This is a genomic window from Psychrobacter sp. WY6 (genome assembly GCF_018448495.1).
Lineage (GTDB): Bacteria > Pseudomonadota > Gammaproteobacteria > Pseudomonadales > Moraxellaceae > Psychrobacter.
This window is the reverse complement of sequence record NZ_CP049902.1, coordinates 268,425-283,672: the sequence shown is the minus strand read 5'-3', so window position 1 is coordinate 283,672 and position 15,248 is coordinate 268,425. Positions and strand designations below refer to the sequence as shown.

The window sequence follows — 15,248 nt, the reverse complement described above, 5'->3', positions numbered from 1 at the left end:
ATCTTAGTGTTGTACAAAAAAAGCTGGTAATGCCTTGCATTGCCAGCTTTTTTTTACTATAATTCGTAGCTTGACCTTTTGTGTCTGCCAACAGTCGTATGCAACATCACGGTGGATACCCATCAAAAGGACAGACGATATACATGCAAGCACACATGCCAGTTTTTGAAATCAGTTAATTTAAGCTAACGTCCAGAGTTTGGCATTTTTTTGTGTCTGCATGCTTTCCCATTAACACTATAGTTTATACTGATTCTAAAAGTTATAGTTACCCCTTAGATTATTAATTCTGAAAAGCTATTAAGTTTAGGTTGTCCGTTTCGCAGAGTATTACTGTCAGTAGTTAGGCTTATAGACGGTACATATCAGCGACGATATTAGTTTTGATAGAATTGTTGGTTTTGAAAGAGCCGGTTTTTTGAAAGAAAAATGACTAAATACAATCAGTTTTGATAGCAGATAACTTAGAAATACCCTTGAACGAGTCATTTTTTCTTACCTCTATGAGTAAGTTTTGCCTAAAAAGTAATATGTTTTAGATGATGTGATATTGAATTTGGTCGTCTGAGTGGTCATATAGACTGACTTAGATACCGATCATAAAATGAAAGTAAGGGTGCTAAGTAAGCACTGATAGCAGAAGTAGTAATTGACAAAAGATATCAACTGAACACGATTACCTGTTTTATATTATCGTTTACGTCGCCAAGTTTGTATCGTATTTATGCACGCTGGCCACGCTTTTAATTTGTTTCCACGTTTACTGTAAGGACTCTCGATGGCATATTCTTATACTGAAAAAAAGCGTATTCGCAAAAGTTTTGCTGAATTGCCCACTGTGATGGACATTCCCTATTTACTGTCTATTCAAGTAGATTCTTACGAGCAATTTTTGCAAGAGCACAAAAAGCCAAAAGCTCGTGAGAATACTGGTTTGCAAGCTGCGTATTCCTCTATTTTCCCAATTGAGAGTCACTCTGGTAATGCAGAGCTACAATTCGTTGAATATTATTTAGGCACGCCTGAATTTGATGAGCGTGAGTGTATCTTGCGTGGCTCAACATTTGCTGCGCCGATGCGCGTCAAAATCCGTCTGATCATCAAAGACAAAGATAGCAAAGACAAAGACAGCAAAGCGGCTATTAAAGATATCCGTGAGCAAAGCGTCTATATGGGCGAAATGCCGTTGATGACGGCTAACGGTACTTTTATTATCAATGGTACTGAGCGTGTTATCGTATCTCAGCTACATCGTTCACCTGGTGTGTTCTTTGATCATGATAAAGGTAAGTCGCATTCAAGTGGTAAAGTGCTTTATAACGCCCGTATTATCCCTTACCGTGGTTCATGGTTAGATTTTGAATTTGACGCCAAAGACTTAGTTTTTGCTCGTATTGACCGTCGTCGTAAGCTATTGGCTTCAATTATTCTACGTGCGCTTGGTTTGACAACGTCTGAAATCTTAGATTTGTTCTTTGATAAAGTAGCCGTTTATAAAGGTGAAGAGCAGTTCGAGATTGATCTGGTTGCTGATCGCTTGCGCGGTGAGATGGCTCAGTTCGATATCGTATCACCAGAAGGTGATGTCATCGTAGAGCAGGGCAAGCGTATTAATGCACGCCGTATTCGTCAGCTTGAAGAAGCAGGTATGACGAAGATTGCGATACCTGATGAGTATCTCTATGAGCGTATTTTAGCTGAAGATATCGTGGTGAATGACGAAGTTATCGCTAAAGCGAATACTCTAATTGACCATGAGTTATTGGTTAAATTAAGTGCATTTGAAGCCAGCGAGTCTATCAAAGAGTTCAGCATTTTGTTCACCAACGATATCGATCAAGGCAGTTATATTGCCGATACGCTACGTGCAGATAGCACCTCAAGCCGCGAAGAAGCCTTGATTGAAATTTATAAAGTCATGCGTCCAGGTGAGCCACCAACGGTTGAGACCGCTGAAAAACTATTTGACAGCATGTTCTTCAACGCGGATCGTTATGACTTATCAAATGTCGGTCGTATGAAATTTAACCGTCGTTTAGGGTTAGAGTTTGATAATACTGATGATCCAGACATCCAACGCGCTCGTAGTGTATTGACCAATGCCGATATCGTTAATGTCCTAAAAGAATTGATTGAGATTCGTAATGGTCGCGGCGAAGTCGATGATATCGACCATTTAGGTAACCGTCGTATTCGTTCTGTAGGCGAAATGGCAGAAAACCAATTCCGTGTTGGTCTAGTACGTGTAGAGCGTGCGGTCAAAGAGCGTCTGAGCTCAGCGGAATCTGATAACTTGTCACCACAAGATTTGATTAACTCGAAGCCTGTTGCGGCTGCGGTGAAAGAATTCTTTGGTTCAAGCCAGTTATCGCAGTTTATGGATCAGAACAATCCATTGTCTGAAGTTACCCATAAACGCCGTGTCTCAGCTCTAGGACCCGGTGGTCTGACCCGTGAACGTGCAGGCTTTGAAGTACGTGACGTACATGATACCCATTATGGCCGCGTATGCCCGATTGAGACTCCTGAAGGTCCAAACATTGGTCTTATCAACTCATTGGCAACTTTTGCTAAAACCAACAGCTTTGGCTTCTTAGAAACGCCTTATCGCCGTGTGGTTGATGGTAAAGTAACGGATGTCATTGAGTATCTATCAGCGATTGAAGAAGTAGGTACGGTCATTGCACAGGCTGACTCACCAGTAACCGCAGAAGGCGCGTTATCTGATGAAATGGTCAGTGTGCGTAGCTATGGTGAATTCGTGCGTATGCCGCCAGAAAAAGTGACGCATATGGATGTGTCGCCAAGTCAGGTTGTATCGGTAGCAGCAGGTCTAATTCCATTCCTAGAGCATGATGATGCTAACCGTGCCTTGATGGGTTCGAACATGCAGCGTCAGGCAGTTCCTACGCTACGTGCTGACAAGCCGTTAGTAGGTACGGGCATGGAGCGTCACGTTGCTCGTGACTCTGGCGTTTGTGTTATTGCTAAGCGTGGCGGTGTGATCGAAGACGTTGATGCCTCACGTGTTGTGGTTCGTGTGAATGAAGATGAGATGATTGCTGGTGAAGCTGGTATTGATATCTATAACCTCGTTAAATACACGCGTTCTAACCAAAATACTTGTATCAACCAACGTATTATCGTTAACCAAGGCGATGCTATTGCTGTAGGCGATATCTTGGCTGATGGTCCGTCAACGGATCTTGGTGAGCTTGCATTGGGTCAGAACATTCGCATCGCATTTATGCCGTGGAATGGTTACAACTTCGAAGATTCAATCTTGCTATCTGAAAAAGTAGTTAAAGAAGATCGTTTTACTACTATTCATATCCAAGAATTGACTTGTGTGGCACGTGATACCAAGCTAGGTACTGAAGAGATCACTGCGGATATTCCAAACGTTGGTGAAGCCGCTCTATCAAGCCTTGATGAGGCAGGTATCGTTTATATCGGTGCTGAAGTGGATGCTGGTGATATTCTAGTTGGTAAAGTGACGCCAAAAGGTGAAACGCAACTAACGCCAGAAGAGAAATTGCTCCGGGCTATCTTTGGTGAAAAAGCGGCCGATGTTAAAGACACGTCACTACGTGTACCAACATCAAGTAAAGGCACGGTTATTGACGTTCAAGTCTTTACTCGTGACGGCGTTGAAAAAGATGCGCGCGCACGTGCCATTGAAAAATCACAGCTTGATAGCTATCGTAAAGATTTAAAAGAAGAGCTACGTATCTTTGAAGAAGCGGCTCGTGGTCGTATCGGTAATCTGTTAGATGGTCAAAAAGTCAGCGGTGGTTCTGGTCTAAAAGCCGGTACAGTGATGGCATTGGCCGATATGAAAGATATGAGCCTTGAGACTTTGCTTGATATTCAGCCTGTTGAAGAAGAAATCTCTGAGCGTCTCACGCAAATCGCTGAGTATTTGGTTGATAAGCAAAAAGACATCGATGTGAAGTTTGCTGAGAAAAAACGCAAATTAACCGCTGGTGATGACTTACAACATGGCGTACAAAAAATCGTTAAGGTATATCTAGCGGTTAAGCGTCGTATTCAGCCTGGTGATAAAATGGCGGGTCGTCATGGTAACAAAGGTGTGGTATCGCGCATTATGCCAGTTGAAGACATGCCTTATGATGAGAATGGTAATACCGTTGACATCGTCTTGAACCCGCTTGGTGTACCATCTCGTATGAACATCGGTCAGGTTCTAGAAACGCATTTGGGTATGGCAGCGAAAGGCTTGGGCGAGAAGATCGATGGTATGCTCAAATCGCAAGCAGCGATCAAAGATTTACGTGACTTCTTAGACAAAATCTATAACCAAGTCGGCGGTGAGCAAGTTGATCTTGATAGCTTGAGTGATGATGACATCATGGCGCTAGCAGATAACTTGCGCGCTGGTGTACCAATGGGCACAGCAGTATTTGACGGCGCAAGAGAAAGCCAAGTTAAGGATCTGTTAGAGCTTGCTGGTATGGATCGCGATGGTCAACAGACGTTGTATGATGGTCGTACTGGTCAGAAGTTTGACCGCAAAGTAACCGTTGGTTATATGTATATGCTCAAACTTAACCATTTGGTTGACGACAAAATGCATGCGCGTTCAACCGGTTCTTACTCACTAGTGACGCAGCAGCCACTCGGCGGTAAAGCTCAGTTTGGTGGTCAGCGCTTCGGTGAGATGGAAGTCTGGGCACTAGAAGCTTACGGCGCGACTTATACGCTACAAGAGATGCTGACTGTGAAGTCGGATGACGTTGAAGGCCGTACGCGTATGTACAAAAACATCGTTGATGGTGAGCAGTATATGGATCCAGGTATGCCTGAATCGTTTAACGTACTGACCAAAGAATCAAATCATTGGGTATTAATATTGAGTTAAAACAAACCCATTAAGCACGGCTGATTGAGATTATATTTAACATGGTCTCAGTCAATTATTATCCTTAGTGGTCAACCTAAAAGCAGTATGCGCATCGCTGCTGCTTTTAGTGATTTGTCTCAACCCTCATTGCCTTCATTCATCTTATTTGCGTCAATAATACGCTATCAGATGATTATAAAGATAACGGAGAAGCAACTTGAAAGATTTACTCGATATCATGCAAAGCCCTACCGGCAACGGTAATCAAGAGTTTGATAGCATTCAAATTACTTTAGCCTCACCTGACGTCATTAAGTCATGGTCGCATGGTGAAGTAAAAAAGCCTGAAACTATTAACTATCGTACGTTTAAGCCTGAACGTGATGGTCTATTTTGTGCCAAAATCTTTGGTCCAGTAAAAGACTTTGAATGTTTATGTGGTAAATATAAGCGCCGTAAGTTCCAAGGCGTTATCTGTGAAAAATGTGGCGTAGAAGTAACGACTGCGAAAGTACGTCGTGATCGTATGGGTCATATTGACTTAGCCAGCCCAGTGGCACACATTTGGTTCTTAAAATCATTACCAAGCCGTATCGGTCTATTACTAGACATGACGCTACGTGATATCGAGCGCGTTCTATATTTTGAAAGCTATATTGTTACTGAGCCAGGTTTGACTTCTCTAGAGAAGTATCAGCTGCTTGATGATGAAGACTATTATAAAGCCCTTGAAGAATTTGGCGATGAGTTCACTGCTAAAATGGGTGCTGAAGCGGTTCAAGACCTATTGAAAGATATCGATTTAGATCTTGAAATCGATGATTTGCGCGAAGCGATTCCGCAAACGGGTTCTGAAACCAAGCTTAAAAAGATGTCTAAGCGTCTTAAATTATTAGAAGCCTTCCGTGACTCTAATAACAAGCCTGAGTGGATGGTGATGAACATCTTGCCAGTACTACCACCAGATTTGCGTCCGCTAGTACCACTAGAAGGCGGTCGTTTTGCGACTTCAGATCTAAACGATTTGTATCGCCGCGTGATCAACCGTAATAACCGTCTAAAGCGTCTGCTTGAGCTGAGTGCCCCTGATATCATCGTACGTAACGAAAAGCGTATGTTGCAAGAATCAGTTGATGCCTTGCTTGATAACGGTCGTCGCGGTCGTGCGATCACTGGTAGTAACAAGCGTCCATTGAAGTCTTTGGCAGATATGATCAAAGGTAAGCAAGGTCGTTTCCGTCAAAACTTACTTGGTAAACGTGTCGATTACTCTGGTCGTTCGGTGATCGTTGTTGGTCCAACGCTACGTCTACATCAGTGCGGTTTACCAAAGAAAATGGCACTTGAATTATTCAAACCATTTACGTATAACAAATTATTGTCTCATGGTTTAGCGACCACGATTAAAGCTGCCAAAAAGATGGTAGAGCGTGAAGAGCCGCAAGTGTGGGATATGCTGGCCATGGTTATCCGTGAGCATCCAGTGCTTCTTAACCGTGCACCAACGCTTCACCGTTTGGGCTTGCAAGCATTTGAGCCAGTACTAATCGAAGGTAAAGCAATCCAATTGCATCCGCTCGTTTGTACCGCGTTTAACGCCGATTTTGATGGTGACCAAATGGCCGTTCACGTGCCATTGACGCTAGAAGCACAGCTTGAATCACGTGCGCTAATGATGTCTACCAATAACATCTTGTCGCCTGCCAACGGTGATCCAATCATCGTACCGTCGCAAGATGTTGTATTGGGCTTGTACTACATCAGTCGCTCGTCTATCAATGCCAAAGGCGAGGGCATGATTTTTGCCACCGTTAATGAAGCATTGCGTGCGATTGGTTCAAACGATTTGCATGTAAACGCTAAGATCAAAGTGCGTGTCACCGAGACGCATATTGATGAAGATGGCAATGAGACTAAAGAAATCAGCTTAAAAGAAACGGTTGCAGGTCGTTTATTGATCTGGAACATCATGCCTAAAGGTATGTCTTTTGATGAATGTAACCAAGAGATGACGAAGAAAAATATTTCTCGTTTGATTAACTCTTGCTACCGTAAAGTTGGCGTTAAAGAAAGTGTCATGTTTGCTGACCAATTGATGTATCTTGGTTTTGCCCAAGCGACATTGTCTGGTGTGTCTATCGGTATTGATGACATGGTCATTCCACCACTGAAAAAGCAAATTATCGAAGTAGCAGAAGGCGAAGTTCGCGAAATCGAAGATCAATTCGAGCAAGGTTTTGTGACCGCTGGTGAGCGCTATAACAAAGTGGTTGATATCTGGTCACGTACCAATGACAAAGTCGCTAAAGCGATGATGGACAACTTAGCCACTGATAAAATCATGAACGCCAAAGGTGAGGAAGAAGAGCAGAAGTCATTTAACTCTATCTTTATCATGTCAGATTCTGGTGCTCGTGGTAGTGCGGCTCAGATTCGTCAGTTGGCTGGTATGCGTGGTTTGATGGCTAAGCCAGATGGTTCAATCATCGAAACGCCAATTAAAGCAAACTTCCGTGAAGGCTTGACAGTACTTCAGTACTTTATTTCAACGCATGGTGCACGTAAAGGTCTTGCGGATACGGCACTGAAAACCGCTAACTCAGGTTACTTGACGCGTCGTTTGGTTGATGTGGCACAAGATTTGGTTATTACCAGTGATGACTGTGGTACTGAGCAAGGCTTGCTCATGAAACCACATATTCAAGGTGGTGAAATCATTGAGAAGTTAGGTGAGCTAGTGCTAGGTCGTGTGACGGCTCGTGATGTGACTTATAACGATGATGCTGATAAGGTATTGATTCCAGCAGGTACTTTGATCGATGAGCATTGGGTAAACGTGCTTGATAACAATGCGATTGATGATATCTGGGTACGCTCAGTTATTACTTGTAATGTTGAGCATGGTGTTTGTTCACAGTGTTATGGTCGTGATTTGGCTCGTGGTCATAAAGTGAACATTGGCGAGTCAGTCGGTGTTATGGCGGCACAGTCTATCGGTGAACCAGGTACTCAGTTAACGATGCGTACATTCCACGTGGGCGGGGCAGCAAGCTCAGCATCAGTGGATAACAGCATCTCAGTTCGTAGTGCTGGTCAAGCGCATTTCGAAAACATGAAAACGGTTCAACATACCGATGGTCACTTAGTCATCGTATCGCGTTCAGCTGAAATCGCCTTGACCGATGAGCTTGGTCGTGAGCGTGAGCGCTATAAAGTGCCTTATGGTTCTAGCGTGCTTGTGAAACACGAAGATCAGGTTGATGCTGGTCAAACCATCGCTAAATGGGATCCGCACACGCATCCTATTATCACAGAATTTGCTGGTACTGCACGCTTCAGTGAGATTACTGATGGCTTAACTGCTACCGTAAAAGTTGATGATGCGACGGGTATGAGCTCATTTGAGATTCTTGCTACTCGTGACCGTTCAAGTTCAGCAAAAGACTTACGTCCTGCGATTATCTTGAACACTGACGAAGGTAAAGAAGTGGTTTACTTCTTACCAGCTGAAACCATCATTCGCGTCAGCGATGGTGAAAAAGTAGCAGCCGGTTCGATTTTGGGTCGTGTACCACAAGCCTCTTCAGGTACTAAAGATATTACCGGTGGTCTACCACGTGTTGCTGACTTGTTCGAAGCACGTCGTCCAAAAGATCACGCCATCATGGCAGAAATGACAGGTGTGGTTAGCTTTGGTAAAGAGACCAAAGGTAAAAATCGCTTCATTATCACCAATGAAGATGGTGAGATTCATGAAGAGCTGATCCCGAAATGGCGTCAAATTAACGTCTTTGAAAACGAAACGGTAGCACGTGGTGAAGTGATCGCTGATGGTCCACAGAATCCACATGATATCTTACGTTTGAAAGGTCAGACTGCACTTGCTGATTACATCGTTAACGAAGTACAGGACGTTTATCGCTTGCAGGGTGTAAAAATCAACGATAAGCACATCGAAGTGATTATTCGTCAGATGCTGCGTAAAGTTGAGATTACCGATGGCGGCGATTCAAACCACTTCAAAGGCGATCAAGCAGAGTACTCTGATATCAAAGCATTGAATGCGAAGCTGGAAGCGGAAGATAAATTCCCAGTACAGTTCGAGCGTCAATTACTAGGTATCACCAAAGCAAGTCTGGCAACAGAAAGCTTTATCTCAGCAGCATCGTTCCAGGAGACGACCGTGTACTAACTGCGGCTGCCGTGACTGGTAAAGTGGATGAGCTACGTGGTCTGAAAGAAAACGTCGTTGTTGGTCGCTTGATTCCTGCTGGTACTGGTCTTGCTTATCATAAAGCACGCAAAGAGAAAGCGGAGCAAAAACTGCTAGATAAAGATCTTAAAGCAGGGTTTGACAATGCAGCATTTGATATGTCAGCGAGCACGGATAGTAAAGACTTTGCAAGCTTTGATGAAGCCTTTGCACAAGAGCTTAATCAGGATAATTAATAGTATTAAGCGTCTTTGATTTATTGTTAATTTGATAAAAAGCCAGCCTAAGTTGCTGGCTTTTTTGTGTGTGCAATAAAGTGAGAAATGCATGGTACTGTTATCTAAAAAAATAGTACACTGGAAAATATGCCCTAATTTACATTTCATATAAGGATAAGTCGCAAATGGCAGGTAAAACCCGCGTTGCCAAATATCAAGCAGATCGAACCAATCAAAAACTGTATTTCTGTCGTTTATCCTGCCAAGCGGCGGGAAGTACCGATGATAAACAGCACTATCAAGCCCATTGTGAAACTGCTATTTTTCATCTGTACGGTGCCTTTCTCGCATTTACCCAAGAGCTAGGTTATTTTTATAGTTTAAACATGAGCGCACCAACATTGTCAGATATTGAGCAAGCATTGAGCGAGCGTACCCAAGTATCGCCTGAGATTCAGCGATTACAGCAGTTACAGCAGCAGGGTTTTTTGGCCAATATAGAGCGTGCGTATCAGCGTTGTCTGTACGCCGTACCGCCAGATGCTATCGTAGATCAAACACCAAGCAATACTGCCTCACCTGATCTTATTGTTAACGTTGTGACCTTGTCGAATCAATGGCTGCCAGATGAGGCGACGATACGAGAGTGGCGTCAGCAGTTTTTAGAGCTGATTGAGCAACTACGTGCTGGTATGGTTGAGTTCTAAAAATAGTTATTAAAATTTTATCTCATTTTTATCACCATTTTTAAAATGAAGACATGTCCTAGTTGACTGATGACTGTCCTTTAATAGAGTGGTATTGATCAAAATATTAAGTATAAAAAAGGCTTATTTAGCGAGTGCTAAATAAGCCTTTTTTAAGTCATAAGTTTATATTATTAATGGTTGTCTACTCTGGTATCGGTGGCATACGCTCAACGGGTGTTACCGATAAAGGGTTTTGCGGCACACTATCATTACTACGGCTGTTACTAGGTTTGGCTGCTTGAGAGCTAGTTTGTGCTTCAACAGGTTCAGCTGGTGGTGATTTACGCTGTTGAGTCTGCGTCTTAACTGGTTTTTCTGATTCGCTGCTATCCGTATCTTCATCATCGGCCAGAATACCATCATCAGTCATTTCTATAATTTTTTGCTTTTGTTTTTTCGATTTGGCGCGGTTATTGATAGACACCCATTGATGAGGCGTGTCTTTAAGTTGGGCTTTCATAAAATCCATCCAAACGGGTAGAGCTGCCACACCACCATATTCGCGACGACCCATGGTTGATGGTTGATCAAAACCCATCCACACGACAGTTGCATTGGTAGGATGAAAACCTGCAAACCAAGCGTCTTTTGCTTCATTGGTGGTACCGGTCTTGCCACCAATATCATCACGACCTAAAGCCTTGGCTCGTACTGCCGTACCACGCTGTACGACGTCACGTAAGATATCTGCCATCTCAAAAGCGACTCTGGGTTGTAAGATTCTAGGTGCTTGCTTAGCCACTGCATATTGAACCGCTGGTGCTTTTAAGCGATCGGCCTGTGGACTAGCATCATAAACCTTTAGATTTAGCGCTTTACCGCTTTGTTCAATGTTATCAATATCATCATTGTTCTCTAAATTTTGTTCTTTAACCGTCACTTCATCATCGATAGCACTGTCTTCATTTTCAATTGACTTCTTATAATCTTCGAGGAGATTTCTATTGAGGTCTTCAAGTTTTTCATTGAAGCAGGTGGCACACGCTTGGCGTGGGTTTGCCTGAAAGAGGAGGTTATTATTATAATTATAAATTTGTTCGATAAAATACGGCTGTACACGGTGACCACCATTCGCGAACGTAGCATAGGCTGTTGCCATTTGTAACGGTGTTGCTTGTCCTGCACCTAACGCTAACGACAAAGTCGTCGGTAGCTTTTCTTTATCAAGTCCGAATTCATCTAATAGGTCGCGCGTATCAGAGATACCAATGGCTTGTAAGAGACGAATAGAGACTAAGTTACGAGATAAATACAGTCCACGGCGTAAAGTGATTTCGCCTAAAAAACGTTGATCAGAATTTTTCGGTTTCCAGTCACCCACTTGAATCGGTCGATCCGAAACAATGCTATCTGGGCGATAGCCTTTTTCTAGAGCAGCGGTATAGACAAGCGGTTTAATGGTTGAGCCTGGTTGACGCCAGCCTTGTAGAGCACGATTGAATTTACTGTGATTAAAGTCAAAGCCACCGACCAATGCCTTAACAGCGCCAGTTTCTGGATTCAAGGAGACCAGACTTCCTTGTAGTTTGGGAATTTGTCCCAGCTGCCAATTACCATTCGCGGTCGGTATCAAACGAATGATATCGTTTTTATTGACAATTTGGCGGGCGTTGTCAGGAAAGTAACCGATACGATTGGCAGAAATATACTTGCGTGCCCAGCTCATCCCAGACCAACCAACGGTCACATTTTCACCAGAGGGCATTGTCGCCTCAAAACTGCGAGCATTAACCTTGGTGACTTTGGCGGGAGTCATATTACTATAGCGGCGGAAATTTTCTAGCGGTTCATCATTTGCTTCAGCCCCGCGCCAACCATGACGATGTTCGTAAGCCACCAAACCGGTCAGTACCGCCGCTTCCGCATCTGTCTGTGCTTTGCTATCAACCGTAAGGCGTACCCGCCATCCACTATGCATCACTTGCTCACCATAGCGATTGACCAATGTAGAGCGTGTCATTTCTGCCAAATACGGCATATTGACGTCGAGCTTCTCTTTATAGAGGTTAATGCCTACTGGTGAGCTGATCGCTTCGTCGCGTTGTGCTTTGCTGATATAGCCTAACTCGTGCATGCGTCCAATGATCCAGTTGCGGCGAGTCAGCGCGCGACTGGGATTGGCAACAGGATTGTATTTAGAAGGGGCTTTGGGCAGACCTGCCAACATTGCTGTTTCAGCAATAGTGAGGTTTTCTAAGGATTTACTATAGTATTTTTTGGCCGCGGCGCGGATACCATAAGCGCCTTCACCTAGATAGATTTTGTTGACATAAAGCGTCAAGATATCATTTTTACTGAGCTCATCTTCTATTTTACGTGCTAAAAATAGCTCGACCAATTTGCGATTTAAGGTGCGCTCTGGACTTAAGAAGTAGTTTTTGGCAACCTGCATAGTAATGGTAGAGCCGCCCGTTTGGCTGTCGTCGTCAGTCACTCTTGTCACTGCGCGACCAAGACCTTTAATACTAATACCGCTGTGCTGAAAAAAGGACGCATCTTCTGCTGCTAAAAAAGCATGAGTCAAATTTTCAGGAATATCTTCAAAAGTAACGGGTAAAGATAAACGGTTACCATATTGGCCAATGAGTTTGTCATCACTACTATATATCTGTAATGGCATCTCTAAATTTGCTGTTTTAATCTCTTGAATGCTAGGTAGGGTAGGCGATAAATACATTGCCATCCCATAAAAACCAATGGGCACAGCAAGTGCTAAGATAACTGCCAATGCCAAGCAGGCAATAACAAGCCCCACCAAAAAGTGAATGAGACGGGCGGTAGCATTTTTTTTGGTCATAAGAAGACTTATCAATTAAAATTTGCAACAGATAAAACATTATACCTTGAACAAAATCAGCAGGTCATAATAAATGTGTAAGTTGACCTTAATAACCTGTTTAAATGCTTGAATCTATCTGTTAAGTAAAGTATTGTACTGAATTATTACAAATAACTATCAGATTGTACACTTAATATAAGGTATAGAGTTTGTGAGGCTATTTACTTCCAAAAGTCAGAATTTAATTGGTGTGGATATCTGTGCCACTTCAGTAAAGTTGGTTGACATACAGCGCCAACAGGGCATGTTTCATCTAAAATCTTATGGTATTGAAAGACTGCCAGAAGGTATAGTCGTCGATAAACTTCTTGTAGATACTGAAGCGGTTGGTCATATTATTGCTAACTTAGCTAAACGTTGTCATGTCGCTGGTAGTAGTGCTGCAACTGCCGTGTCAGGGTCAGCAGTAATCACTAAAATTATTGATATGGATGCTGCGCTAAGCGACGTTGAGCGTGAAGCGCAGATACGTTTAGATGCTGATCAATACATACCTTATCCATTAGAAGACGTCAACCTAGACTTTGAAGTTTTAGGGCCTTCTTTAGCAAGTGATGACATGGTGCAAGTCTTACTTGCCGCATCACGCTCGGAGAATGTTGACCAAAGAGTTGATGCCTTAACCTTTGGTGGTCTTCAAACGAAGGTCATGGATATTGAATCCCATGCGATAGAGCGTGCTTTTGGACTCATGGTAAATAACTTACCAAATGCCCCTGAGTTAGTTGCTTTGATAGATATTGGTCACAATCAAACGACTTTATATGTTGCTAAGAACGGTGAGTTTATCTATAGCCGTGAACAATTATTTGGTGGTGTTCAGTTAACAGAAGCGATACAAAACCGTTATGGACTATCTGCTGAAGAAGCGGCTGTTAGTAAGCGTGAGCGTACCTTACCAGATGACTACTATCTTGATGTGCTGACGCCTTTTATCGAAAATGCTATTCAACAAATTACTCGCTCATTGCAATTTTATTTTTCTTCAAGCCAATACAGTAGTATCGATCATGTGGTCCTTGCTGGTGGTAGTAGCTCTATTTCTGGTCTTGCTGGCATGGCACAGCAAAAACTTGGGGTGACTGTCAGTATTGCTGACCCCTGCCGTCAAATCCGTATACATAAACTTGGGAGATTTTAGTTACGCAGCCTGACGATAATAATCAAACCACATCTGTCTTGGTGATTTATAGCCCAAACCCTTTTGAATTCTCGTTTGGTTGTAGTACAGCTCGATGTATCTAATAATATCGTTGATCGCTGCAAACCTAGTCTTATAATCCTGATGATATACCAGCTCGTTCTTTAAAGTGCCCCAGAAGCTTTCTATTGGAGCATTGTCGAAGCAATTACCTTTAGCGCTCATTGAGCCTGTAAATTGATGCTGCTTGATGATCTTATGGTACGCGTGGCTACAGTACTGACTGCCTCTGTCAGAGTGAACGATTAGCCCTTTGCTTGGACGTTTATTCCTGATGGCCATGTTCAATGCTTTGCATACTAGATCTGCGGTCATTCGCTTATTGATAGCATAGCCGACCAGCTCTTTGGTGTATAAGTCTTTGACTCCCGCTAAATACAACCAGCCCTCATTTGTCCAGATATAGGTAATGTCGCTGACCCACGCTTGATTCGGTCTTTGCATATCAAAATGCTGATTTAATACGTTGTCATAGACCAGTTTTTTGTGATTTGAGTCAGTGGTGACCTTGAAGCGCCTGTGACGACGGCATTTGATGCCATGTTCTTCTTTGATGCTTCTGACCATGTATAGACTAATATCATACCCTTGCTCGGTGAGCGTTGCATGCAGACGCTCAACACCATAGCGCTCATGAGTTTCACTATGAGCGGCTTTAACTAGTAGCTCGCACTGATTACGGTGTACCTGCTGACAGCTGATATCACGACTCAGCCAGTCGTAGTAGCTCGATGGTTTAACGCTAAGTACGCGGCACATCCTACTGATGCTAAAGATTTGCTGGTTGTCTTTGATAAAGGCGTACTTTACTGACTGTTTTTCGCGAAGTACGCCGTCGCCTTTTTTAAGATCTCGCGCTCCTCTTCGGCAACTTTAAGCTGTCGCTTTAGGCGTTTTACCTCTTCAAGCGCACTCATAAGTTCAGGGTCATACTGCTTTGTTCCTACAAGCTTGCCTTGATTAGCTTTGTTCTGCCAGTTGGATAGCGTTTGCATGGCGATGCCAAGTTGCTTTGCGGTCGCTGAAATATTGCCGTTGTTATCCGCTATCTTCTTGACGGCTTCAGCTTTAAATTCGTTACTGTAAGTTCTTAATTTCTTGGTCATGGTAAACTCCTGTTATTGTGCTTAGTTTACCAAGTTTACTTATACGGTTTCTTCAGCA

At 43.2% G+C, this 15,248-nt stretch carries 4 protein-coding genes and 2 pseudogenes; 4 read left to right on the top strand and 2 right to left on the bottom strand.

Annotated features, from left to right (window positions below):
* Nucleotides 1-778: 778 nt before the first annotated feature.
* The 3 genes and pseudogenes from rpoB (at nt 779) to G7Y90_RS01335 (ending at nt 10,002) form a co-directional block, all read left to right on the top strand.
* Nucleotides 779-4,896 (top strand): annotated as a pseudogene (gene rpoB, locus G7Y90_RS01345) (DNA-directed RNA polymerase subunit beta).
* 185 nt (nt 4,897-5,081) lie between these two features.
* A pseudogene (rpoC, locus tag G7Y90_RS01340) lies at nt 5,082-9,313 on the top strand (DNA-directed RNA polymerase subunit beta').
* Nucleotides 9,314-9,480: 167 nt separating this feature from the next.
* Nucleotides 9,481-10,002, top strand: a complete 522-nt coding sequence (locus tag G7Y90_RS01335; RefSeq protein ID WP_201560982.1) for a DUF6586 family protein — start codon at nt 9,481-9,483, stop codon at nt 10,000-10,002.
* 184 nt (nt 10,003-10,186) lie between these two features.
* Here G7Y90_RS01335 and G7Y90_RS01330 read toward each other — a convergent pair whose 3' ends face one another.
* Complete coding sequence (locus G7Y90_RS01330; RefSeq protein ID WP_250163183.1) at nt 10,187-12,841, bottom strand: penicillin-binding protein 1A; 2,655 nt, start codon at nt 12,839-12,841, stop codon at nt 10,187-10,189.
* A gap of 193 nt (nt 12,842-13,034) precedes the next feature.
* On the opposite strand from G7Y90_RS01330, the gene pilM reads away from it, so the two are divergent.
* Complete coding sequence (gene pilM, locus G7Y90_RS01325) at nt 13,035-14,024, top strand: type IV pilus assembly protein PilM (RefSeq protein WP_250163182.1); 990 nt, start codon at nt 13,035-13,037, stop codon at nt 14,022-14,024.
* On the opposite strand, the gene G7Y90_RS01320 is transcribed toward pilM, so the two are convergent.
* Nucleotides 14,025-15,190 (bottom strand): IS3 family transposase gene (locus G7Y90_RS01320; RefSeq protein ID WP_250163181.1). Its coding sequence is split into 2 segments (ribosomal slippage): nt 14,025-14,935 and nt 14,935-15,190, totalling 1,167 coding nucleotides; the frame shifts between segments, so codons are not numbered across the junction.
* Nucleotides 15,191-15,248 lie beyond the last annotated feature (58 nt).

What these genes read in the sequence shown, in the direction of transcription:
- G7Y90_RS01335 (WP_201560982.1), top strand. Translation starts at nt 9,481, where the DNA reads ATGGCAGGTAAAACCCGCGTTGCCAAATATCAAGCAGATCGAACCAAT.
- G7Y90_RS01330 (WP_250163183.1), bottom strand. Translation starts at nt 12,841, where the DNA reads ATGACCAAAAAAAATGCTACCGCCCGTCTCATTCACTTTTTGGTGGGG.